The organism is Massilia rhizosphaerae, from assembly GCF_016093545.1.
In the GTDB taxonomy this organism is placed as follows: Bacteria; Pseudomonadota; Gammaproteobacteria; order Burkholderiales; family Burkholderiaceae_D; genus Telluria; species Telluria rhizosphaerae.
Map to the genome: position 1 here is coordinate 365,210 of NZ_JADKYX010000003.1, position 22,605 is coordinate 387,814.

The following is a 22,605-nucleotide window of genomic DNA, read 5'->3' on the forward strand; positions in this document are numbered from 1 at the left end:
GATGACCATCCTGATTCGTGGCGGCACCGTCGTCAACGCGGACCGCGCATTCCGCGCCGACGTCCTCACCGAAGGCGGCAAGATCGTCGCCGTGGGCGAGAACCTGGAGGCGCCCGCCAACGCGACGATCGTCGACGCCGGCGGCCAGTACGTGATGCCGGGCGGGATCGACCCGCACACGCACATGCAACTGCCGTTCATGGGCACCGTCACCGCCGACGATTTTTACACCGGCACGGCGGCCGGGCTGGCGGGCGGCACGACGACGATCATCGACTTCGTGATCCCCGACCCCAAGCAGCGCTTGCTGGACGCATTCCAGACCTGGCGCGGCTGGGCCGAGAAGGCCGCGGCCGACTACTCGTTCCACGTGGCCGTCACGTGGTGGGACGACACCGTCCACGAAGACATGGGCACGCTCGTCCAGCGCCACGGCGTGAACAGCTTCAAGCACTTCATGGCCTACAAGAACGCCATCATGGCCGACGACGAGACGCTCGTGAAAAGCTTCCGGCGCGCGCTCGAACTGGGCGCGATCCCCACGGTGCACGCGGAGAACGGGGAGCTGGTCTACCAGCTGCAGCGCGAACTGCTGGCCAAGGGCATCCGCGGGCCGGAAGCGCATCCGTTGTCGCGGCCGCCCGAAGTGGAGGCGGAAGCGGCGAACCGCGCCATCGCCATCGCGAACGTGCTGGGCACGCCCGTGTACATCGTGCACGTGTCGTGCGCCGAATCGCTGGACGCCATCACCCGCGCCCGCGCACGGGGCCAGCGCGTGTACGGCGAGGCGCTGGCGGGCCACCTCGTCATCGACGACAGCGTCTACCGCCACGCCGACCCCGAGACCGCGCGCGCCTACGTGATGAGCCCACCGTTCCGCTCCAGTCACCACCAGACGGCGTTGTGGCAGGGCCTGCAGGGCGGCAACCTGCACACGACGGCGACGGACCACTGCACGTTCTGCGCGGGCCAGAAGGCGATGGGCGCGGACGATTTCACGCGCATCCCGAATGGCTGCGGCGGCGTCGAGGAGCGCATGGCCGTCGTGTGGGATGCGGGTGTCAACACGGGGCGTTTGACGCCGTCCGAATTCGTGCGCGTGACGTCGACCAACGCGGCGCAGATCTTCAACATCTACCCGCGCAAGGGTTCCGTGTCCGTGGGCGCGGACGCGGACGTCGTCGTGTGGGACCCGCACGGCACGCGCACCTTGTCGGCCGCGACGCAGCATTCGAAGGGCGACTTCAACGTGTTCGAAGGCCGCACCGTGCGCGGCATCCCGACGCACACGGTGGCGGCCGGGAAGCTCGTGTATGCGGACGGCGACCTGCGCGCGGAGCGGGGCGCGGGACGCTATGTGGAGCGGCCGGCGTTTACCGGCACCATCTGAAGCCCATCACCGGAGGACAACCATGAACGACCTGCGCATCAACGGCACCCGCCTGTGGAACGCCCTGATGGAACTGGCGCAAATCGGCGCCACCGACAAGGGCGGCGTGAAGCGCCTCGCCCTGACGGACCTCGACCGCCAGGGCCGCGATCTCGTCGTGCAATGGGCGAAGGCCGAGGGCCTCGCCGTCACGGTCGATGCGATCGGCAACGTCTTCATGCGCCGCGAGGGCGCGAACCCGAGCCTGCCGCCCGTCGTTACGGGCAGCCACATCGACACGCAGCCGACCGGCGGCAAATTCGACGGCAACTACGGCGTGCTGGCCGGCCTGGAAGTCGTGCGCACCCTGAACGAGCGCGGCATCCGCACCCAGGCGCCGATCGAAGTCGCGTTCTGGACGAACGAGGAAGGCTCGCGCTTCGTGCCCGTGATGATGGGCTCCGGCGTATTCTGCGGCGCCTTCACCCTGGAGACGGCGTACGCGGCGCGCGACGTCGACGGCAAGTCGGTCGGCGAGGAGCTGGAGCGGATCGGTTACCGGGGCGACCAGGCGCCGGGCATGCACCCCATCGGCGCGTATTTCGAAGCGCACATCGAGCAGGGGCCCGTGCTGGAGGATGCGAACAAGGTGATCGGCGTCGTGCCCGCCGTGATGGGCCTGTCGTGGTACGACTGCACCGTGACCGGCATGGAGGCGCACGCGGGCCCGACCCCGATGCACCTGCGCCGCGACGCGCTGCAGGTGGCCACCACCATCATGCAGGAGACGGTGGCCATCGCCAACCGCTATCCGCCGTACGGACGCGGCACCGTGGGCATGGTGCAGGTCTTCCCGAACAGCCGCAACGTGATCCCCGGCCGGGTCAAGTTCAGCATCGACCTGCGCAACGTCTCGGACGAGCTGCTGAACACCATGCACGGCGAGATCGAGGCGTTCGTCGAGCGCACGCGGCGCGAGACGGGCCTCGGCATCGAGCTGGAACGTGTATCGTACTACCCGCCTTGCCCGTTCCACCCGGATTGCGTGGACGCCGTGCGCGCCGCCACGGCCAGGCTGGGCTACTCGACGATGGACGTCGTGTCGGGCGCCGGGCACGACGCGATCTACGTCGCGCGGCGCGCGCCGGCCGGCATGATCTTCGTGCCGTGCAAGGACGGCATCAGCCACAACGAAATCGAGGACGCCCAGCCCGCGCACCTGGAAGCCGGCTGCAACGTGCTGCTGCACGCGATGCTGGAGCGGGCCGGGATCGCGGACGGCGCAGGCCAGCCCGTGCGCGCTGAAATTGTTGCACAACAGTAAGAAAGCGCGAATTCCTGTTACCATTCTGGCCGAATACGGGCGGTCGTAGCATACTGTGCCGAAGTCTTCCGGGCCCGCAAGGACCGCCGTGTCCTTGCGTTTTGCCACTCATGCGCGTTGACGATGCTGACAGGATACTATGAGCCTCCGCTGGTCCTGATCTCCATCCTCATCGCGATCGTTGCGTCCTATTCCGCACTCAGCCTGGCCGGCCGCGTGACGGAAGCCGCCGGGCGCGCCAAGTTCGCCTGGGTCCTGGGCGGCGCGATCGCGATGGGTTCCGGGATCTGGGCCATGCATTTCGTCGGGATGCTGGCGTTCCGCCTGCCGATCCCGGTCGCGTACGACATCCCCATCACCCTCGCGTCGCTGGTGCTGGCGATCGCCGCGTCCGGCCTCGCGCTGTGGCAGGTGAGCCGCGCGGACCTCGGTCCCGTGCGCCTGGGCGCAAGCAGCTTGATCATGGGCATCGGCATCAACGCGATGCATTACACGGGCATGGCCGCCATGCGCATGCAGCCGGGAATCGTGTACGACCCGCTGCTGTTCGCGCTGTCCGTCGTCATCGCCGTCGGCGCCTCGGCGCTGGCGTTGTGGATCGCCTTCCGGCTGCGCCGCAACGCGCCGGACGTGTGGCTGCCGCGCATCGGGGCCGCCGTCGTGATGGGCATGGCCATCGTCGGCATGCACTACACGGGCATGGCGGCCGCGAACTTCCCGGCCGACAGCGTGTGCATGGCCGCGCGCGCCGGCGTGCACCGCGACGGCCTCGCCACGCTCGTCCTGCTGGCCACGTTCTGCGTGCTGGGCCTGGCCCTCATCGCGTCCGTGTTCGACGCCCGGCTGGAAGCGAACGCGCACATCCTCGCGATGTCGCAGGCGACGGCGCTCGAGCGCCAGGAATTGCTGGAACGCGAACGCAGCGCGCGTGACCAGGCCGAGCGCCTGTCCGCGCTGAAGGACGAATTCCTGGCCACGCTGTCGCACGAGCTGCGCACGCCGCTCAACGCGATCCTCGGCTGGGCCGGCATGCTGCAGCGGGGCGTGAAGGACGAGGCGACCATGAAGCGCGCGCTCGAGACGATCGAACGCAACGCGCGCGCCCAGGGCCAGTTGATCGACGACCTGCTCGACATGAGCCGCATCATTTCCGGCACCGTGCGCCTGGACGTGCAGACCGTCGATCCGGCCCGCATCGTCGAGGCGGCGCTGGGCACCGTGCACCCGGCGGCGGCGGCCAAGATGATCGCGCTGCGCGCCGACCTCGGACGCGACGCCGGCGCCATGCCCCTCGAGGTGCGCGCCGATCCGGGCCGGCTGCAGCAGGTGTTGTGGAATCTGCTGGCCAACGCGGTCAAGTTCACGCCACCGGGCGGCAACGTGCAGGTGCTGCTGGGGCGCGACGGCAACGATGCCGTGATCCGCGTGATCGATTCCGGCATCGGCATCGCGCCCGATTTCCTGCCCCATGTGTTCGACCGCTTCCGCCAGCAGGACGCGTCGATCACGCGCCAGCACGGCGGCCTGGGACTGGGCCTGTCGATCGCCAAGCAGCTCGTCGAACTGCACGGCGGCACCATCGCCGTCGACAGCGCCGGCGCCCACACGGGGGCCACGTTCACCGTGCGCCTGCCGCTGGCGCACCGGCCGGCGGCCGTGGCGGCGGCGGGCGTCCGTCCGTCCGCGCCGGCCGCGCCGCGCGAGCTGGCCGACCTGTCGGGATTGCGGGTGCTGGTGATCGACGACGCGCCCGACACGCTCGACGTGCTGGAACAGATCCTGACGGTCAGCGGCGCCGCCACGATGACGGCGCCCGGCGCCGGCGCGGCGCTGGCGCTGCTGGAGCACGAGGTGCCGGACGTGATCGTCAGCGACGTGGGGATGCCCGAAGTCGACGGCTTCGAACTGATGCGGCGCATCCGCCGGCGCGCGGCCACCGCGGACATTCCCGCCATCGCGCTGACCGCGTTCACGCGCCAGGACGACCGGGACAAGGCGTTGCAGGCCGGCTTCACGGATTACCTGGCCAAGCCGGTCGAACCGGCCGTGCTGGCGGAGGCCATCCGGCGCGTGGCGGCGCGCGGAGGCAAGGAGGCGGCCGCGCGCGAGGTTTGACGCTTGCTGGAACGCTTACTGGAACGTGGTTTCGCGTTCCGGCGTGGCGCTGATGCGGTGGATGGCCAGATCGGCGCCGTCGAATTCCTCCTCGGCGTCCAGGCGCAGCCCGACGGTGGCCTTGAGCAGGCCGTAGACGATCGCGCCGCCGGCGGCGGCGATGGCGACGCCCAGCAGGGTGCCGATCAGTTGCGACGCGATCGACACGCCGCCCAGGCCGCCCAGCGCCCGGCTGCCGAAGATGCCCGCCGCGATGCCGCCCCAGGCGCCGCACAGGCCGTGCAGGGGCCACACGCCCAGCACGTCGTCGATCTTCCAGCGGTTCTGCGCCAGGGTGAACATGACGACGAAGATCGCGCCCGCGATCGCGCCCGTCACGAGGGCGCCCATCGGGTGCATCAGGTCCGAGCCGGCGCACACGGCGACGAGGCCGGCCAACGGGCCGTTGTAGACGAAGCCCGGGTCGTTCTTGCCCATCACGAACGCGACGAGGGTGCCGCCCACGAGGGCCATCAGCGAATTGACGGCGACGAGGCCGTTCATCTTGTCCAGGGTCTGCGCGCTCATCACGTTGAAGCCGAACCAGCCGACGGTGAGGATCCAGGCGCCCAGCGCGAGGAACGGGATGTTCGACGGCGGATGCGCCGAGATGCGGCCATCCTTCGTGTAGCGGCCGCGGCGCGCGCCCAGCAGCAGCACGGCCGGCAGCGCGGCCCAGCCGCCCACGGCGTGCACGACGACGGAGCCGGCGAAGTCGTGGAACGCGGCGCCGAACGTGGCCGTCAGCCAGTCCTGGATGCCGAAGCGGTTGTTCCAGGCGATGCCCTCGAACAGCGGGTAGACGAGGCCCACGAGCAGGGCGGTGGCCGCCATCTGCGGGTGGAACTTGGCGCGCTCGGCGATGCCGCCCGAGATGATGGCCGGGATCGCGGCGGCGAACGTCAGCAGGAAGAAGAATTTCACGAGCTCGTAGCCGTTCTTGGCGACGAGCGTGTCCGTGGCGCCCATGAAATGGATGCCGTAGGCGATGCCATAGCCGACGAAGAAATAGGCGATGGTCGAGACGGCGAAGTCGATCAGGATCTTGACCAGGGCGTTGACCTGGTTCTTGCGGCGCACCGTGCCTAGTTCGAGGAAGGCGAAGCCGGCGTGCATCGCCAGGATCATGATCCCGCCGAGCAAGATGAAGAGCGCGTCGGCTCCGCTTTTATATGCATCCATGCGTACTACTCCAAAAAAGTGCAAGTTGGTCGGATAAGCACTGCTTAGTAGCAATAAACGTTCCAATTTGGTGAAAGCGTGCACTACTGGCGAGCATGCCATATGGATTGCTCCGCAAGCGTGCACAAGCACCGTTGCGGTGCATGAATGCGCCAAAATGGGGATCGCTGGTGGTGCAACCCCGTCCGGCGAGTCGTAGTATGCTTTCGGGAAATAACCTCACAAAGGAGATCCATGAACCGTACCCTGCACGCCGCCATCCTCGCGGCCCTGGTGGCGGCCGGCGGCGCCACCCTGTCCGTCCAGGCCGCAACCGCGCCTGCCACCCAGACCGCGTCCGCCGCCGAACGCCGCGTGGACAGCGTGGCCGCCCGTTTTTACGATGCGCGCGCCCGTTTCGATCCGCTGCTGTACGCGACGGCCAACGGCGACAGCCGCTACGACGACCAGATCGGCATGGCGATCGCCCCGCAAGTGCGCGCCCGCTACTTCGCCGCGAACCACGCGCTGCTCGGCGAACTGGGCAAGATCGACCGCGCGCACCTGTCGGACAAGGCGCGCCTGAACTACGACATCCTCGCTTTCGAGATCCGCGCCCAGCTCGACCTCGAGCGCTTCCCCGAGCACCTGCTGCCGCTGAACCACTTCGACAACATCCCGAGCACGCTGGCGAACTACGCGAGCGGCACGGGCTCGCAGCCCCTGGCGACGCCGGCCCAGTACCGCGCCTACCTCTCCCGGCTGCAGCAGCTGCCGGCCTGGATCGACCAAGCCATCGCCAACATGAAGGAAGGCATGCGCACGGGCGTCGTGCAGCCGAAGGCGATCACGGAGAAGATGCTGCCGCAGTTCCGCCAACTGGCCGCGCGCGACCCGGAAGCGAGCATTTTTTACACGCCCATCAAGAACCTGCCCGCCGGCTTCTCCGACCAGGATAAAAAGACGCTGACGGCCGGCTACCGCCAGGCCGCGGAGCGGATCGACGCGGCGCTCGTCCGCCTCAATACCTTCCTCGAGAAGGATTACCTGCCCGCGGGCCGCCTGACGGCCGGCTACGGCGCGCTGCCGGATGGCGCCGCGTGGTACCGGGCACGTATCCGCAACAACACGAACCTCGACCTGGCGCCGGCGCAGATCCACGACCTGGGCCTGGCGGAAACGGCGCGCATCCGCAAGGAGATGGCGGCGCTGGCGCCCAAGCTGGGATATGACGGCCCGTTGAAGGACTTCCCGCAATGGGTCGCCGCCCAGCCCCGCTTCAAGCCGTTCAAGACCGACCGCGAAGTGCTGGACCGCTACCGCGCGATCTACGGCGTCGTCCAGGCCAAGCTGCCGCAGTATTTCACCTTGCTGCCGAAGGCGAAGCTGGACATCCAGCTGGAGCCGGAACTGACGCGCGCCACGGCGTCCGACCATTACACGCCCGTCGCGGCGGACGGTTCGCATCCCGGCGTGTTCTGGGCCGTCGTCAACGACCCGAAGGATTACAGCACGGTCGGCATGACGACGCTGTTCCTGCACGAAGGCGTGCCGGGCCACCACCTGCACGCGGCGCTGCTGAAGGAATTGCCGCTGCCGGACTTCCGCAAGTTCTTCACCGAGCATCCGAGCGCCGCCGCCTACACGGAAGGCTGGGCGTTGTACAGCGAGACGCTGGGCCGCGAATTCGGCCTGTACGACGACCCGGCCGCGTACTACGGCCACCTGAACGACGAACTGCTGCGCGCCGTGCGCCTGGTCGTCGACACGGGCATGCACGCGCAGGGCTGGTCGCGCGAAAAGGCGATCGCGTACATGATGGACAATCTCGGCTACAGCGAGGCGACCGCGACGAACCAGGTCGAGCGCTACATGGTGTGGCCGGGCCAGGCGCTGGCGTACAAGGTGGGCGCGCTGAAGATCCTCGACCTGCGCGCGCGGGCGCAGAAGGCGCTGGGGCCGAAGTTCAGCTACGCCAGGTTCCACGAGGTGGTGCTGGGCGACGGCACGCTGCCGCTGCCGATCCTGCAGGCGCAGGTGGAGAAGTGGATCGCGGCGGAGAAGTGACCGACGGCTGATCGTTACGGCCCGTGCACAGTGTGCGCAATCGTACATATCGCGTGCGCGCATCCGTGCATGATGTTCCTCATGAAAGCCGAGGACAACAAGGATGCCGGATTGACCTCGCCGCCGTCGCCGCAGGCCTCGACCTGGCTGTCGAAGCTGGGTCCTGGCCTGATCACCGGCGCGGCCGACGATGACCCGAGCGGCATCGCCACGTATTCGCAGGGCGGCGCCCAATTCGGGTTCAACCTGCTGTGGACGTTGCTGCTGACGTATCCGCTGATGGCCGCGATCCAGGTCATCAGCGCAGACATCGGACGCGTGACGGGCCGCGGCCTCGCCACCAACCTGCAGCGCTATGCGCCGCGCCGGGCGGTGTGGGGCATCGTGGGCCTGCTGCTCGTCGCGAACGTCATCAACATCGCGGCCGACGTGGCGGCGATGGGCGAGGCGATGGCGCTCGTCGCGCCCGGGCGCCCGCTGTGGTACGCCGTCGGCTTCGGCGTGCTGTCCGTGCTGCTGCAGGTGTTCGTGCCCTACCAGCGCTACGTGAACCTGCTCAAATGGCTCACGCTCGTGCTGCTCGCCTACGTGGCCACCGTGTTCGTCGTTCACGTGCCGTGGGGCGAGGTGCTCAAATCGACCGTGTGGCCGCGCATCGCGTGGCGCAAGGACTACCTGACCACCATCGTCGCCGTGTTCGGCACGACGATCAGTCCCTATCTGTTCTTCTGGCAGGCGTCGCAGGAAGTCGAGGAGTTGCGCGCGGATGCCGATGCCCAGCCGCTGCGCCAGGCGCCCGAGCAGGTGGAGCGCCAGTTCAGCCGCATCCGCTTCGACACGTTCGTCGGCATGGGCGTATCGAACGCCGTCGCGTTCTTCATCATGCTGACGACGGCCGCCACCTTGCACGCGCAGGGCGTGCGCGATTTGCAGTCGGCGGCGCAGGCCGCGTCGGCATTGAAACCCGTCGCGGGCGAACTCGCGTTCGTCCTGTTCGCGCTGGGCATCGTCGGCACCGGCCTGCTGGCGATTCCCGTGCTGGCCGGTTCCGCCGCGTACGCGATGGCCGGCACGTTCCACTGGAAGAGCAGCCTGGGCTCCGAATTCTCGGCGGCCCGCAAGTTCTACGCCATCATCATCGTCGCCACCCTGGCCGGCGTCGGCATCAACTTCATGCCGCTCGATCCGATCAAGGCCCTGTACTGGAGCGCGGTGCTGAACGGCGTCATCGCCGTGCCCGTGATGGCGATCATGATGCTGGTCGCATCGAGTCCGCGCATCATGGGCGAATTGACGATCACGCGGCGCCTCGCCGTCATGGGCTGGCTGTGCACCGGCGTGATGGCGGCGGCGTCGATCGCCATGTTCGCCTCGTTCGCCGCGTGACGGTCATTCACTGGAGGTCGATGCGGCCATAGATGCCGTGCGCCTCGTCGTTCGGCCCGGCCGTGTAGAACAGCGTGTTCGCCGGCTGGTTGTTCACGCCGTTGCCGAAGGCGATGCCCCACAGGCCGTCGATGACGATGGGCGTATGGTCGGCCTTCGAGAGCGTGCCGATGAAGGCGCCCGTGGACGTATTGTAGGCGTTGATCTTGCCGTCGCCGAAGTTCGCCACGAGCAGCGCATTGGCGAAGTCCCCGAAATTGGCCGGCGCCACCGCCATGCCCCACGGCGTATTCAGCGCGCCGCCGCTCGCCAGCCGGCGGATCAACGTGCCGGCCGTGTCGAACACGTCGACGACGCCGAGCCCCGCGCCCTTGACCTCGTCGTTGCCGGCCGTCTCGCGCTGCGCATACGCGACGTAGATGCGGTCGCCGACGGCCTGGATGCCGAACGGGCCGTAGCCGGCCGGCAGGTTCGGATCGGCGAACGCGCCGGGCAGCGTGGTCTTGTGCCAGCCGGCGTCGTACACGTCGATGCGGTTGTTGTGGAAGTCGGCCGCATACAGGTAGTTGGCGCCGGCATAGGCGGCGATGGCCAGGCCCTTGTAGACGGCGCTGCCGCCCGTGTCGACGGCCGTCACGGCGTTCGCGCGGTTGACGGCCGGCGACCAGCCGGCCACGGTGCCCGCCTCGCCCGCGAAGATGAAGGGGCTGGCGCCTGTCGCGCCGTTCTGCGTGACCTTGAAGTCCTGGGTGCCGTTGTAGACGATGCCCGTGACGCCGGCCGCGCCGCTTGTTCCGGCCGGGATGGCGACGACGAGCGTCTGCGGCACACCGTTGCCGTCGTACAGGGTCGACGTCGACGTGCCGTTGTTGGCGACCCAGACGAAGGCCGTCGGGTTGAACGCGAGGCCCCACGCGTTGACGAGGTGGGTGTCGGTATGCGCGGCGCCGCTGGACTGGTCCGTGACCAGCGCCGTGGCCGTGAATGCGCTCGTGATCGCGGGCGGCATGGTCGTCGTCATCGGCTGGTCGCTGCCGCCGCCGCACGCCGCGACGGCGGCGCCCAGGACGATGCCGGACAGGGCGGCCTTGGCGAGGCGGCCGGCCGTTTTCGATTGCAGGTTCATGATTGCTCCTCGGTTGGACGTGTTGAAAGGGACGCCGTTAATGCCCCCGTCCGCGCGCAAGGTTCAATCGAATCGCAAGTGTTTTTTCAGTACCGCCAGCTGACGCTCGCGACGAGCGCGCGCGCGCGCGGGAAGCCGCGGCCGGCCCCGTGGATGAGGGTCTGCCAGCCGGCCTGCAGGCGCCAGTCGTCCAGGTCGTAGGCAAGCGTGGCGCGCAGGTCGACGGGCGTGCGGGCCGCCGCGCGATAATCGTCGTCGGACTGGTGCAGCAGGCCGGCGTGCAGGGCCAGCGCGAGGCGTTCGTTCAGCGGGATGCCGCCGTTCAGGTCGAGGTAGACCGAACGGCCCGCGCCGTAATAGGCCGGCGAATAGGACAGGCGCGCGTTGAGGGTGTCCAGCGTCAGGCCGGCGTAGAACTCGTGATAGTCGGCCGCGTGGTCGCGCAAGTAGATCGTGCGGCTGATACCGGCATCCCAGGACAGGCGCGACGTCAGCGGCAGCGCGCGGCCGCCGTAGACGATCAACAGGCCCTGGTCGCGGCCGTACAAGGTGATGGGCGACGCGAAGGCGCCGCCGTACCAGCCGGCGTCGAAGTCGTGGTCCACGCGCACCTGCAGGGCGGGATGGGACCCCAGCGACACGCCGCGCATCGCGTACTCGGATACGAGGGTGACGTCGGCACTGGTCTGGGCGAATGCGCCGCGCGCCAGGAAGATGGCGGCGAGGCAGAATGCACGCGCGCCCGTCAACGCGGGCGCGGGGAAGGAAGGCTGGCGGTCGTGGTCGTCGATGGGCATAGGCAAACGCAGGATCCGGCGGCACGCGCAATGGCCGCGCAGGCGTCTATGCTACCAGCTTGTCCCGGTCCCGACGCCAACGCGGCGGGAAACACGCGCGCGCCGCCGGCGAGATCCGCCCGCAGCCGGGGCGGCGCCGTGCCGGGCTGCAGTTCGAGGATCAGCGCGGCCAGCCCCGCCACGTGCGCCGCCGCGTAGGACGAGCCGGACACCATGCCCCAGCGCGCGCCCGGCAGCGAGGCCGGCACGTCGGTGCCCGGCGCGCGCAGCGCCCCGGGCGGCGCGGCGCGCTGGGTGTCGGACGCCACCGCGATCACGCCCGGATGCGAGGCCGGAAAGCCGCCGTCGGGCAGCGCCGGATCGGCCGCGCCGACGAGCGTGATGCCGCGCGCGAGGGCCGCGTCGAGCAGGGCCTGCAGCAGCTTGTCCTTCGGGCCGCCCAGGCTCATATTGATGATGCCCACGTCGTTCATCAGCGCGAAATTGATCGCCTTGCCGAGCGTGAAGCTGTTGCAGCGTGCGGGCGGCCCGGCCGTCTCCCAGCACGCGCGCAGCGCCATTACCTTCGCGTCCGGCGCGATGCCCGCGATGCCCAGGCCGTTGCCTTCGCGCGCGGCGATGATGCCGGCGACGGCGGTGCCGTGGGCTTCCGACGCGTCCGGATACGCGTCGACGAAATTGCGCCGCAATTTGATTTGTCCCGCGAGGTCGGGGTGGTTCGCATCGACGCCGCTGTCGATGACGGCCACCGTCACGCCGCGCCCCGTGCTGGCGCGGTGCAGCGTCTTCAGCTGCCACAGTTGCGCGGCCGGCTGCACGGGAAGCAGCGGATCGCCGCTGCCCAGCGCGTGGTAGTCCTGGATCGCCTGGGCCCACGCGACGCGCGGGTCGTGCGCCAGCGTGTCGAGCAGCCGGTCGACGGGGCCGGAACCCGTGTCTTCCATCACGAAGCAGTCGATGCCGATGGCGGGCATCGGCCAGTCGTCGACGACGCGCAGGCCGTAGGCGGCGGCCAGTTCGCGCGCCACGCGGCGGCGCGCGGCGCGGGTGCCGTCGTCCGAGTAGCCGCCGCCATAGGCGCCGTCGGGACGGAAGTGCGGCGACGGCATGCGCAGCATGACGAGCACCTGGCGCGCGGCCGACGCCGCATGCGGGTCGGGCGCGGCCGCATCCGCGCGCGGGGCCGCGCACGCGAGGACGCACAGGGCCGCGCACAGCGCGAGGACGCGGGAGAAGATGCGATTCACGGCTGGCCGTCCATGGACAAGGGTTCGGCGAGCGTCACGGCCGGCTCCGCGCGCAGGCGGGCCAGCACGGGATCGAGCCGGCCGTCCGCGCCGACCAGCCAGGCGTCCGTGACGGTCGGTCCGCCGACGATGCGCGCGCCGCTTGCGCGCAAGATGCGGTGCAGTTCGCGTTCGGGCGTGTCGGGCCGGAAGGTCACGACGAGCCGCGCCGCGCCGCTCGCGCCGGCGGCGCCGAGGACGCGGTAGGCGCCCGCATCCGGCTGCGCCGCCGGGCGCGCCAGCAGCGCGGCCAGCACGGCGATCGCGCAGAACTGTGCCGCCACCGCCGCGCGCAGCCAGGTGCCGTCGTTGGCGGCGCGGCGCATGCGCCAGCGTTGCAGCAGACCGGGCGCCTCCTGCGCTTCCGGCATTTTCTGCGCCGCCTGCGCTGTCGGCGCCGTCGGCACGGCGCAGGGCATCGGGACGTCGTCGTCGACCGGCGCGGTGTCCAGGCGCGGCATCAGGCGGGCCAGCGCGCGCTCAGGATCGAGGTCGAGCTCCGGCCCCGGTCCGGCCGCGTGCAGCGTGCGCAGCAGCGCAAGGTCGGCGCGGCAGTCGGCGCAGGTCGCCACGTGGGCTTGTGCGCGTTCCAGTTCGGTGCCCGCGAGGGTGCCGTTGGCGAGCCAGGGCAGGGCGTCCTGCGCCTCGGGGTGGCTGTACGGGGTCATGGCCGGATCTCCAGCTGGTCTTCCAGCAGCGTTGCCAGGCGGCGGCGCGCGTGGAACAGGCGGGTCTTGACGGTGTTGACGGGACATTCCATGATTTCTGCGATTTCTGCGTAACCCATGTCGTGATAAAAGGTCAGCTGGAACGCGGCCCGTTGCGCCAGCGGCAAGGCGGCGACGGCCGCGTCCACGGCGTGTGCGAGACGCTGCTGTTCGAAGCGCCAGTCGGGCCGGCCGGCATCGTCGCCCGCGCATTCCTCGGCCGCGTCGACCGCGGGCTCGTCGAGCGCGTGCAAGGCCTTGCAAGCCTTGCGGTACGCGATCGCGAACACCCAGGTCGACACCTTGCAGCTGCCGTCGAACGTGGCGGCCTTCTGCCAGACGACGAGCAGGGTGTCGTTGACGATTTCCTCGATCAGCGGCACGCTGCGCGTCATCCTTTGCAGAAAGCGCGCCAGGCGCGGAAAATACGCGCGGTACAGCATCTCGAAGGCACGCCGGTCCCCGGCCGCGACACGGCCGACCAGGCTGGCCTCGCCTTCGGCCGATCCGACCGCCGAAGCCGTTTCTCCGATTTTCCTATCCACGCATGCGTTCCCTACTGTTTAGCGGTGAATACCCGGCGACCGTCCCAAGGTTCATGCGCGGCGAAAATATTTTTTGCCGCACGTGATTCTCACACGAATCGCCGCCCGTGCGAATCGTGTTGCTGGGATGATCATGACATGTCACGATATCGCCATGTCAACCAGGTAAAGCCTCATGAAACGATTTGCCACTTCCCTCCTGACCCTCACGCTGGCCCTGACCCTGGCCGGCGCCGTCCACGCCCAATCGCAGGGCGACGACAACCCCCGTCCGCTCGGCTACACCCGCGTCGCCGACGCGCTGGCCGCGCTGCAGAAAACCCCGGAGGCGCAGATCACCCATCCGGACGGCTGGACCGTGATCACCGTCCGCAAGCCGGAACTGGCCGTCTGGTCGTTCGTGCCCAAGGGCCACGAGGCGTATCCGGCCGTCGTGCGGCGCCTGATCCGCAAGACCGACAAGGGGACGTTCGTCGAGATGAAAGTCCTGTGTGAAGCCAAGCAGGAACCGTGCCGGAAGCTGGCGCTGCAGTTCCAGCAGATGACGGCGCAGATGCAGCAGGCGTTGCAGGCGAAGGGCGCCCGGCACTGACCGGCATGAGACGCGCCGCGGCATGGCGTGAACATGCGCGCATTTTGCGGCTTGGCAATCTGATAAGGTGAACGCGCGCCGTTTCCTGGCGCCGTATTCTCTTTTTTGAAAGCCGCGCATGCTGGAATTGTCGTTCGCATCCTATCTTCTGTTCGTATTGCCCTTCCTGAGCCTGCGTCGCAGCCTCAAGCCGGCACCGACCGTGCGGGCGCCGCTGCTGCGCCGTTATTGGCGCCAGGGGCGGCATGCCGCGTTGCTGCTCGCCGTCCTCGCCGGCGTCGAATGGCACGCGGGACGCAGCCTGGGCGATCTCGGCCTCGGCGTGCCGCTGTCGTCGTCCGGACGGTCGGGATTGATCGCCGCCGCCTGCCTGATCGTCGGACTGCACGTGGCCGGGATGGCGTGGGAACGCTTCATGACGCCGGCGGCGCGGGAAGCACAGCGGCGCAAGCTGGCGGACGCCAGCCTGCCGTGGCCCGATACGACGGCCGAATCGGTTGCGTTCGTGCTGTCGACGAGCCTCATGTGCGCAGGCTGGGAAGTGTTGTATCGCGGCTTCTTGCTGCTCGTGCTGGCGCCGCATGTCGGCCTGCCGCTTGCCGTCGCGGCGGCCGCGCTGGCCTACGGCGTGGCGCACGGCTACAAGAGCCGGGGACAGTTGATCGGTTCGATCGTCGCCGCGTTCGCCTTTACCGTCGCTTATGCGTGGACGCACAGCCTGTGGTGGCTGATGGCGATCCACGTCGCGATGCCGCTGTCCGTGCTGGCAAGCGTGCGCAAGGCGCGGCGCGCGTACGGCGTCGTGGCGCCGGAACAGTCGTGAAGGTCGTCGTTCAGCGGTTGACCACCACCTTGGCCGCGGCCGTCACCTGGTCGCGCAGCCATTTGTGTTCGGGTGACTGGTGCACGCGCTGGTGCCACAGCTGATAGAAGCGCATCGGCGGAAACTTGATCGGGACCGTGAAGTTTTTCAGCGGCAGCGTGTTTTCGTAGAAGCGGATGAACTGGCGGCCCGTCGTCAGCACGAGGTCCGTCTGCGTGAGCATGTACGGGATCAGGCCGAAGTAGGGCGATTCCACGGCCACCTTGCGATGCAGGCCCTGGCGTTCGAGGAAGGCGTCGATGACGCCGTGGTAGCCGGGCAGCATGGCGGTCGGCGCGACGTGGGGCAGCGTCAGGTAGTCCTCGACCGTCATCGCGTCGGACGCCGTGCGCTTGGCGTAGGCGCTGTCGGCGCGCATCGTGCAGATGATCGGGTCCTCGAACAGCTTGGAGATGTGCAGGTGCGACGGCGGCTCGTCCCAGTTGGCGATCACGAGGTCCATCTCGCCGTCCGCCAGCATGCGCAGGTAGTCCGTGCCCGGCCCGAGGTGGTGGATCGTCACCCGGCTGTTCGGCGCGCCGCGCCGGATCGACGCGACGACGCCCGGCAGGAATTGCGTGTCGAGGTAGTCCGGCGCGGCGATGTGGAACGTGCGGTCCGCCTGTTCCGGCACGAACGGCGTCTTGCGGACGAACAGGCTTTCCGTCTCGTCGAGGATGCGCTTGGCCGGCTTGAGCAGGCTCTCGCCGTGCTGGGTCGGCACCATGCCGCGCGCGCCGCGCACGAGCAGCGGGTCGCCCGTCAGCTCGCGCAGCTTGCGCAGCGAGGCCGAGATCGACGGCTGCGGCTGGTTCAACTTGAGGGCGACGCGCGAGACGTTCTTTTCGACCAGCAGCAGGTACAGGATGCGGATCAGGTGCAGGTCGAGGTGCTGGGGCAGGCTGGACATGGGAGTGCTTTTATATGATTGTTATATATGTAGTCTGATTTTAAATATACGATATTTTTCATGTTCTAGAAACTATATCGACGGCGGTGTCGCCTGCCGGTCACGCTGAGGAGGCTCGATGGAATACCTGGTCCCGTACGTTCTCGAATGGATGAACATGCTGGTGCGCTGGCTGCACGTCATCACCGGCATCGCCTGGATCGGCGCCTCGTTCTACTTCGTCTGGCTGGACAACTCGCTGCGCGCGCCGGCGCCCGGTTCCGACCTCGCGCGCAAGGGCGTGGCGGGCGAGTTGTGGGCCGTGCACGGCGGCGGCTTCTACAATCCGCAAAAATACCTCGTCGCGCCGGCCGAACTGCCGGACGAGCTGCACTGGTTCAAATGGGAAGCGTATGCGACGTGGCTGTCCGGGTTCGCGCTGCTCATCGTCGTCTACTGGCTGAACGCGCGGGCCATGATGGTCGACCGCGGCGTGGCCGATCTATCCGCCTGGCAGGCCATCGGGATCGGGGCCGCAAGCCTCGTCGCGGGCTGGATCGTGTACGACCTGCTGTGCCGCTCGAAGCTCGGCCGGCACGACCTGGCGTTCGGCGTCGCGATCTTCGCGCTGCTGGTCGGCGCGGCGTGGGTGCTCACGCATTTCCTCAGCGGCCGCGCGGCCTACATCCACGTGGGCGCGATGATCGGCACGATCATGGTCGCGAACGTGGCGATGGTGATCATCCCGGGCCAGCGCAGGATGGTCGAGGCGATGCGCGCGGGACGCAAGCCCGATCCCGTCTACGGCATCCGCGGCAAGCAGCGCAGCGTCCACAACAACTATTTCACCTTGCCCGTGTTGTTCATCATGATCAGCAACCACTTCGCGATGACCTACCGCCACCCGCATGCGTGGGCCGTGCTGGGCACGGTCATGGCCGCGGGCGTGTTCATCCGCCACTTCTTCAACCTGCGCCACAAGGGGCGCGTTGAGTGGATCTATCCGGCGATCGGGGTCGCGCTGCTGCTGGGGCTTGCCGTGGCGCTGGCGCCGCCGCGGCCAAGCGTGGCGGCGGAGGCGGTGCCGTTTTCCCGGGTGGAGACGATCGTCCGCCAGCGCTGCGTGTCGTGCCACGCGGCGCATCCGGCGCAGCCCGGGTTCGCGAGCGCGCCGGCCGGCGTGATGCTGGACGACGCCCGCGGCATCGCGCAGAACGCGCCGCGGATCTACCAGCAGGCCGTCCAGCTGAAGGCGATGCCGCTCGCGAACCTGACCAATATGACGGATGCGGAGCGGGCCGAGTTGGCCGCGTGGTACCAAAGCGGCGCGAAGACCCCGTAACGGTTACGGTTTCAACGTGCGCTCGAACAGCTGGAAGATGCGCCGGTACTCGTCGTACCACGACTCCGGCTGCACGAACGCATGCCGCTCCAGCGGGTACGGCGCCAGCTCCCAGTGGTCCTTCTTCAACTCGATCAGCCGCTCCGTCATGCGCACGGAGTCCTGGAAGAACACGTTGTCGTCGACCATCCCGTGCGCGATCAAGAGGTGGCCCTTGAGGTTCTGCGCATACTCGATCGGCGACGACGTCTTGTAGGCTTCCGGATCCACGTCCGGCGTATTCAGGATATTGGCCGTGTACTCGTGGTTGTACGTGCTCCAGTCGGACACGGGACGCAGCGCCGCGCCGGCCTTGAACACGTCGGGCGCGCGGAACATGGCCATCAAGGTCATGAAGCCGCCGTAGCTGCCGCCGTAGACGCCGACGCGGGCCGGGTCGCCCTGTTCGTTGGCGACCATCCAGTTCACGCCATCCAGGTAATCCTCCAGTTCCGGATGGCCCATCTGGCGGTAGATGGCCGTGCGCCATTTGACGCCGTAGCCCTTCGACGCGCGGTAGTCCATGTCGAGGACCACGTAGCCGTTCTGCACGAGCAGGTTGTGGAACATCTGCTCGCGGAAGTAGGGCGTGTAGCGCAGGGTGACGTTCTGCAGATAGCCCGCGCCGTGCACGAACATCACGACCGGATATCGTTTGCCCGGCTCGAGCCGCGCGGGTCGGTACAGCTTGGCCCAGATCGGCGCCGCGCCGTGCGTCGACGGGATCGTCACGAACCGCGGCTGGATCCACTCGTGCGCCTTGTACTCGGGCGTGCGGGTGTCGGTGAGCTTGACCGCGGCGCCGCCGTGCGCGGGCACGGTCGCGATCTGCGCCGGCAGGTACGGCCCGGAATAATGCACGAGCAGCTCGTTCTGGTCCGGCGACAGGCGGAAATCCTGCACGCCGGCCAGGTTGCTGACTTCATGCGTGGCGCCGTCCCGGGCGGAGACGGCGCAGACCTCGTACGTGCCGGGCGACTTGCGGTTGCACAGCACCCAGGCGGTCCGGCCGTCCGCCGACCAGGCCACGTCCGACGCTTCCCACGGCCCTTGCGTGAGCGCGCGCGCGTGGCCGGCGGCGTCGCGCACGTACAGGTGCGAATAGCCCGTCTCTTCGGACAGATACCACAGCGTCGTGTTGTCCGGCAGCCAGCCGAATTCATTGTTGTCGTAGTTGACCCAGGCTTCGTCCGTCAGGCGGTGCACGGGGCGCAGGGCGGCGTGCGGCAGGTCGACGGTGGCGATCCAGCGGTCCTTGTTGTCGACCGAGCGGAACATGACGGCCGCGTTGGCGCCGTCCAGGCTCCACGTGATCGCCGCGCCCTCGACGTCGACCAGCACCGGACGGTTGCCCTTGAGCGGGGCGAGCTTGTGCGCCGCGCGCAGCTGCGCCAGCGGGTCGACCGTGATGCCGGGCAGGACGTCGAACGACAGGTTCTTCACGTCGTGCGTTGCCAGGTTCACGAGCTTCAGGCCCTGGCCCGCCGGCGTGTTGCGACCCACGCGCGTGCGCTCGTCCGAGAATTCCTCGTAGCCGCTTTCCGTCACATAGCGGGGCATCTTGCCGACGCGGCCCTTGTCCGCGCCCTTCGGTCCCGTCACGACGAGCAGCCAGCGGCCGTCCGGCGACAGCGCGCTGTTCAGGATCGTCACCTTGTCGCCCAGCCAGATCGGCGCCGCGGCGCGGGTCGGATCCGCGCGGCGCAGTGCCTCGGCCTGGGCGCGGGTCGCGTCGCGCTCGTCCTTCTGGCGTTTCAATATGGTCGACAGGCGCAACTGCATGTCGCGCAAGGCGTCCGGTTCCGGCACGTCCGGATCCTTGCCGGCGCGCGGCATGGCGATGGGGCCGGACACGCGTTCGTTGCGGTCCCAGGCGAACCAGTCGTCGCCGATGCGGTACTGCACGCCGCGCTCGTCGGCCGAATATTGCACGGCCTGGATCGTCGCCCCGTCGTTACGCGTGATCTGCACGAGGGCGCCGGTTTTCAGGTCGCGCTCGAACAGGTCGCCGTTGCGCACGATGATGGCGCGGGTGCGGGCGCGGTCGTACAGCATTTCCGGGCTGTCCAGCCTGGCCTGGTCGGCATCTGCCACCCGGGCCGCGGGGCCCGCGCGCAGCGCGTTCACGCGCCACGTGTCGCGCAGCGGCGAGCCGGTGCGCTTCTGCTTGTAGAAGATCTGCCTGCCGTCCCAGTTCCACCACGCCGCTTCCACGGGCGTGCCGATCCAGTCGGGGTTGGCCATGGCCTGGTCGAGGGTTACGGGAATCGAGGCGGCGGAGGTGGCGGCGAGTGTGGCGGCGGCGGGCAGCGCCAGCAGGGCGGCGAAAACGGTCAGGGCGGGAAGTCGCATCATCAGTCGGGTGGATAAATGAGGAACAAGAATGCTTTTCTTGGTGAGAAATTGCAAAAAAGCATTCTAGCTCAGCCGGCAATGATGCTGTGCGGATTCGCTGCGAGCAGTGGCGTGCGTAAGTACCGCGGCACCGAGTGGTGATGTTGTGATGCGCAAAAAACAACGCCCGGCCAGTGCCGGGCGTGTGGAGACGGTTGCGACCGCGGTCGATTATGCGACGGCTTTCGGTTTCGTGTATTCGGCCACCCGCAGTTCGGAAGGCGTCGTGATGGACGGGTTGCGCACGAAGATCACGATGCGGGTGACGACGACGGCGGCGGCGATGGCGATGGTGACGTATTCGATCGGGGTCATGATTTTATCCTTTATCTTGAGATGTAGACTTTGCGGTTCAGTTCGAGGTCTTGCGCGCCATGGCGAAGGCGCCGCTCGCGGGCTGGGCGGCGTCGTGAGCGAACCAGCCGCCGTGCGCGGTGTACAGTTCGATCGCAAAGTCGCGGATCTTGCCGAAGGTGTCGGCGAATCGGTGGGTGATCGTTGCGGTGGTCATCGTCATCTCCGGTAAGAAAATCTGTCGTGTTGCGATGAGATGCAGTATAGGGACGACCACGTCATAAATGAACTTTTAGTTTGTGATGCTTCCTATGCGATTCATGAATATTTTCTGCGCGACAACTAAAGTGGATCCAAACTCACGCCATTCGCGTGGTGAATATCTTGGTTTCCGGCACGGAACTTGCATATGCTAAGGGCATGAAACCGCCGTCCAAGGTCCAGCGCACCCTGCGCATCGTCGTCGTCAACACCGCGTCCACCCATGCCGCGGACGAGGCCGCGCTCGCCGCGCAGGCCCGGCGCAACACGGCGCTGAGGATCGGCTTGCTGGAATCCGGCTACGACATCGTCGCCTCGCTGCCGGCCGATATCTTCCTGCCCGAGCGGATCGCCCAGATCCAGCCGGACATGATCATCATCGACAGCGAGTCGGACGCGCGCGACGTCCTCGAACACATCGTGATTGCCACGCGCGACGAGCCGCGTCCCATCGTCCTGTTCACGGACGACCCGACGTCGTCCAGCATGGATGCCGCGATCGACGCGGGCGTCACCGCCTACATCGTGGCCGGGCTGCAGTCCGAGCGCGTGAAGCCCGTGCTGGACGTCGCGATGAAGCGTTTCCGGCGCGAGCAGAAGCTCCTGGACGAGCTGTCGGACACGCGCCGCCAGCTGGCCGACCGCAAGCTGATCGAGCGCGCCAAGGGCGTGCTCATGGCGCGCAACAAGCTGACGGAGGACGAGGCCTACCAGCGGCTGCGCTCCATGGCGATGAACAAGAAACTGAAGCTGGCCGACGTCGCCCAACGCATCCTCGACGTCGAGGATCTGCTGGGCTAATGAAAAGGAATCAGATGGCAAGCGCATTCGTGGCCGGATCGGACCGGCCGGAAAAGACCGTGATCCGGGCCGGCTTCATGCCGCTGACGGATTGCGCGTCCCTCGTGATGGCGTCCGTGCTGGGGCTGGACGACAAGTACGGCATCAAGTTGGAACTCGCGCGCCAGCATTCGTGGTCCGGCATGCGCGACCGCCTGCTGCAGGGCGAGATCGACGCCGCCCACGTCTTATATGGCCTGTTGTACGGCGTCGAGAACGGCATCGGCACGGCGCCCACGCGCATGGCCGCGTTGATGAACTTGTCGCGCAACGGCCAGGCCATCACCTTGTCGCGCGCGCTCGCGCACGCACGCGTGACGGACCTGGACTCGCTGGCCGCCGCCATGCGCAAGAGCGCGCGCCGCTTTACGTTCGCGCACACCTTCCCGACCGGGAACCACGCGATGTTCCTCTATTACTGGCTCGCCGCCGGCGGCATCGATCCCGTACGCGACGCCCAGGTGGTGACCGTGCCGCCCAGCCAGATGGCCGAGAATCTCGCCGCCGGCCACATGGACGGTTTTTGCGCCGGTGAGCCGTGGAGCGCCCGCGCCCAGATGGACGGCAGCGGCTACACGGTCGCGACGAGCCAGGACATCTGGCACGACCACCCCGGCAAGGCGCTCGGCACGACGGCCGCCTTCGCCGACGCCCATCCGCACGCCTGCCGCGCGCTGGTCGCGGCCGTGCTGGAAGCGGGGCGCTGGCTCGACGCGTCGGAAGAGCACCGCGACGCGGCGGCCGAGATCCTGTCCAGTCCCGCCTACGTGAACGCGGATCGCCGCGCCATCGCCGCCCGCCTGCACGGCGAGTACGACGATGGCCTGGGCCGGCGCTGGCTTGACCCCGACCCGGTGCGTTTTTTCGCCGACGGCGACGCGAACTTCCCGTACCTGTCCGACGGCATGTGGTTCATGACCCAGCACCGGCGCTGGGGCCTGCTGCGCCACGACGTCGATTACGCGGCGGTGGCGGCCCGCGTGAACCGCGTGGACCTGTATCGCGACGCGGCCGCGCTGGCCGGCGTGCCCGTGCCGACGGACCTGATGCGCCGCTCCGTGCTCATGGACGGCAAGGTCTGGGACGGCACGAACCCGGACGGCTACATCTCATCCTTTCCCATCCGCCGCCCGGCCCTGGCCGGTGCGTAGCGTCCCAAACGGGTGCCTC

General features: G+C 68.3%; 20 protein-coding genes. 10 read left to right on the forward strand and 10 right to left on the reverse strand.

The window, feature by feature from the left end:
- Nucleotide 1 precedes the first annotated feature (1 nt).
- The 3 genes from hydA (at nt 2) to ISF28_RS07305 (ending at nt 4,808) form a co-directional block, all read left to right on the forward strand.
- Nucleotides 2-1,390, forward strand: coding sequence for a dihydropyrimidinase (gene hydA, locus ISF28_RS07295; protein ID WP_198116493.1), 1,389 nt, complete (start codon nt 2-4; stop codon nt 1,388-1,390).
- A 22-nt stretch (nt 1,391-1,412) separates the two neighbouring features.
- Nucleotides 1,413-2,693 carry a Zn-dependent hydrolase gene (locus ISF28_RS07300; RefSeq protein ID WP_198116494.1) on the forward strand — a complete coding sequence of 427 codons (1,281 nt, stop codon included), beginning with the start codon at nt 1,413-1,415 and terminating at the stop codon, nt 2,691-2,693.
- A 123-nt stretch (nt 2,694-2,816) separates the two neighbouring features.
- Nucleotides 2,817-4,808, forward strand: coding sequence for an MHYT domain-containing protein (locus ISF28_RS07305; RefSeq protein ID WP_198116495.1), 1,992 nt, complete (start codon nt 2,817-2,819; stop codon nt 4,806-4,808).
- A gap of 15 nt (nt 4,809-4,823) precedes the next feature.
- Here ISF28_RS07305 and ISF28_RS07310 read toward each other — a convergent pair whose 3' ends face one another.
- Complete coding sequence (locus ISF28_RS07310) at nt 4,824-6,029, reverse strand: ammonium transporter (RefSeq protein WP_198116496.1); 1,206 nt, start codon at nt 6,027-6,029, stop codon at nt 4,824-4,826.
- A gap of 234 nt (nt 6,030-6,263) precedes the next feature.
- Between ISF28_RS07310 and ISF28_RS07315 the strand changes: the two genes are divergently transcribed.
- Both ISF28_RS07315 and ISF28_RS07320 read left to right on the forward strand, forming a co-directional pair.
- A complete protein-coding gene (locus ISF28_RS07315; RefSeq protein ID WP_198116497.1) occupies nt 6,264-8,075 on the forward strand; it encodes a DUF885 domain-containing protein in 1,812 nt (603 codons plus the stop codon).
- An 81-nt stretch (nt 8,076-8,156) separates the two neighbouring features.
- Nucleotides 8,157-9,461 carry an NRAMP family divalent metal transporter gene (locus ISF28_RS07320; RefSeq protein ID WP_198116498.1) on the forward strand — a complete coding sequence of 435 codons (1,305 nt, stop codon included), beginning with the start codon at nt 8,157-8,159 and terminating at the stop codon, nt 9,459-9,461.
- 7 nt (nt 9,462-9,468) lie between these two features.
- Here ISF28_RS07320 and ISF28_RS07325 read toward each other — a convergent pair whose 3' ends face one another.
- The 5 genes from ISF28_RS07325 to ISF28_RS07345 form a co-directional block, all read right to left on the reverse strand.
- Nucleotides 9,469-10,587: a TIGR03118 family protein gene (locus ISF28_RS07325; protein WP_198116499.1), complete on the reverse strand. Its 1,119-nt coding sequence runs from the start codon at nt 10,585-10,587 to the stop codon at nt 9,469-9,471.
- An 86-nt stretch (nt 10,588-10,673) separates the two neighbouring features.
- Nucleotides 10,674-11,384 (reverse strand): TorF family putative porin, encoded by a 711-nt coding sequence (locus ISF28_RS07330; protein WP_198116500.1) that lies wholly within the window; start codon nt 11,382-11,384, stop codon nt 10,674-10,676.
- On the reverse strand, nt 11,333-12,631 hold the full coding sequence (locus ISF28_RS07335; RefSeq protein ID WP_198116501.1) for a S8 family peptidase: 1,299 nt from the start codon (nt 12,629-12,631) through the stop codon (nt 11,333-11,335). Before ISF28_RS07335 ends, ISF28_RS07330 begins: the two co-directional genes overlap by 52 nt.
- Nucleotides 12,628-13,338, reverse strand: a complete 711-nt coding sequence (locus tag ISF28_RS07340; RefSeq protein WP_198116502.1) for a zf-HC2 domain-containing protein — start codon at nt 13,336-13,338, stop codon at nt 12,628-12,630. The genes ISF28_RS07335 and ISF28_RS07340 overlap by 4 nt, the downstream gene beginning before the upstream one ends.
- The gene (locus ISF28_RS07345) at nt 13,335-13,922 is read right to left on the reverse strand and encodes an RNA polymerase sigma factor (protein ID WP_370663399.1); all 588 of its coding nucleotides are present in this window, start codon (nt 13,920-13,922) and stop codon (nt 13,335-13,337) included. The genes ISF28_RS07340 and ISF28_RS07345 overlap by 4 nt, the downstream gene beginning before the upstream one ends.
- A 175-nt stretch (nt 13,923-14,097) precedes the next feature.
- Here ISF28_RS07345 and ISF28_RS07350 point away from each other — a divergent pair, with 175 nt between their 5' ends.
- Both ISF28_RS07350 and ISF28_RS07355 read left to right on the forward strand, forming a co-directional pair.
- Nucleotides 14,098-14,514, forward strand: a complete 417-nt coding sequence (locus ISF28_RS07350; RefSeq protein ID WP_198116503.1) for a hypothetical protein — start codon at nt 14,098-14,100, stop codon at nt 14,512-14,514.
- 118 nt (nt 14,515-14,632) lie between these two features.
- Complete coding sequence (locus ISF28_RS07355) at nt 14,633-15,337, forward strand: CPBP family intramembrane glutamic endopeptidase (RefSeq protein WP_198116504.1); 705 nt, start codon at nt 14,633-14,635, stop codon at nt 15,335-15,337.
- Nucleotides 15,338-15,347: 10 nt separating this feature from the next.
- Here the strand turns inward: ISF28_RS07355 and ISF28_RS07360 are convergent, their stop codons facing one another.
- Complete coding sequence (locus tag ISF28_RS07360) at nt 15,348-16,286, reverse strand: LysR substrate-binding domain-containing protein (protein ID WP_198116505.1); 939 nt, start codon at nt 16,284-16,286, stop codon at nt 15,348-15,350.
- A 118-nt stretch (nt 16,287-16,404) separates the two neighbouring features.
- Between ISF28_RS07360 and ISF28_RS07365 the strand changes: the two genes are divergently transcribed.
- Nucleotides 16,405-17,607: a urate hydroxylase PuuD gene (locus ISF28_RS07365; protein ID WP_198116506.1), complete on the forward strand. Its 1,203-nt coding sequence runs from the start codon at nt 16,405-16,407 to the stop codon at nt 17,605-17,607.
- A 3-nt stretch (nt 17,608-17,610) separates the two neighbouring features.
- On the opposite strand, the gene ISF28_RS07370 is transcribed toward ISF28_RS07365, so the two are convergent.
- The 3 genes from ISF28_RS07370 to ISF28_RS07380 form a co-directional block, all read right to left on the reverse strand.
- Nucleotides 17,611-20,001, reverse strand: a complete 2,391-nt coding sequence (locus ISF28_RS07370; RefSeq protein WP_370663400.1) for a S9 family peptidase — start codon at nt 19,999-20,001, stop codon at nt 17,611-17,613.
- Nucleotides 20,002-20,211: 210 nt separating this feature from the next.
- Nucleotides 20,212-20,355 carry a hypothetical protein gene (locus ISF28_RS07375; RefSeq protein WP_198116507.1) on the reverse strand — a complete coding sequence of 48 codons (144 nt, stop codon included), beginning with the start codon at nt 20,353-20,355 and terminating at the stop codon, nt 20,212-20,214.
- A 37-nt stretch (nt 20,356-20,392) separates the two neighbouring features.
- Nucleotides 20,393-20,551, reverse strand: a complete 159-nt coding sequence (locus tag ISF28_RS07380; protein ID WP_198116508.1) for a hypothetical protein — start codon at nt 20,549-20,551, stop codon at nt 20,393-20,395.
- A gap of 203 nt (nt 20,552-20,754) precedes the next feature.
- Between ISF28_RS07380 and ISF28_RS07385 the strand changes: the two genes are divergently transcribed.
- Both ISF28_RS07385 and ISF28_RS07390 read left to right on the forward strand, forming a co-directional pair.
- Complete coding sequence (locus ISF28_RS07385) at nt 20,755-21,396, forward strand: ANTAR domain-containing response regulator (protein WP_198116509.1); 642 nt, start codon at nt 20,755-20,757, stop codon at nt 21,394-21,396.
- A gap of 14 nt (nt 21,397-21,410) precedes the next feature.
- Nucleotides 21,411-22,586 carry a CmpA/NrtA family ABC transporter substrate-binding protein gene (locus ISF28_RS07390; RefSeq protein ID WP_198116510.1) on the forward strand — a complete coding sequence of 392 codons (1,176 nt, stop codon included), beginning with the start codon at nt 21,411-21,413 and terminating at the stop codon, nt 22,584-22,586.
- Nucleotides 22,587-22,605: the final 19 nt, after the last annotated feature.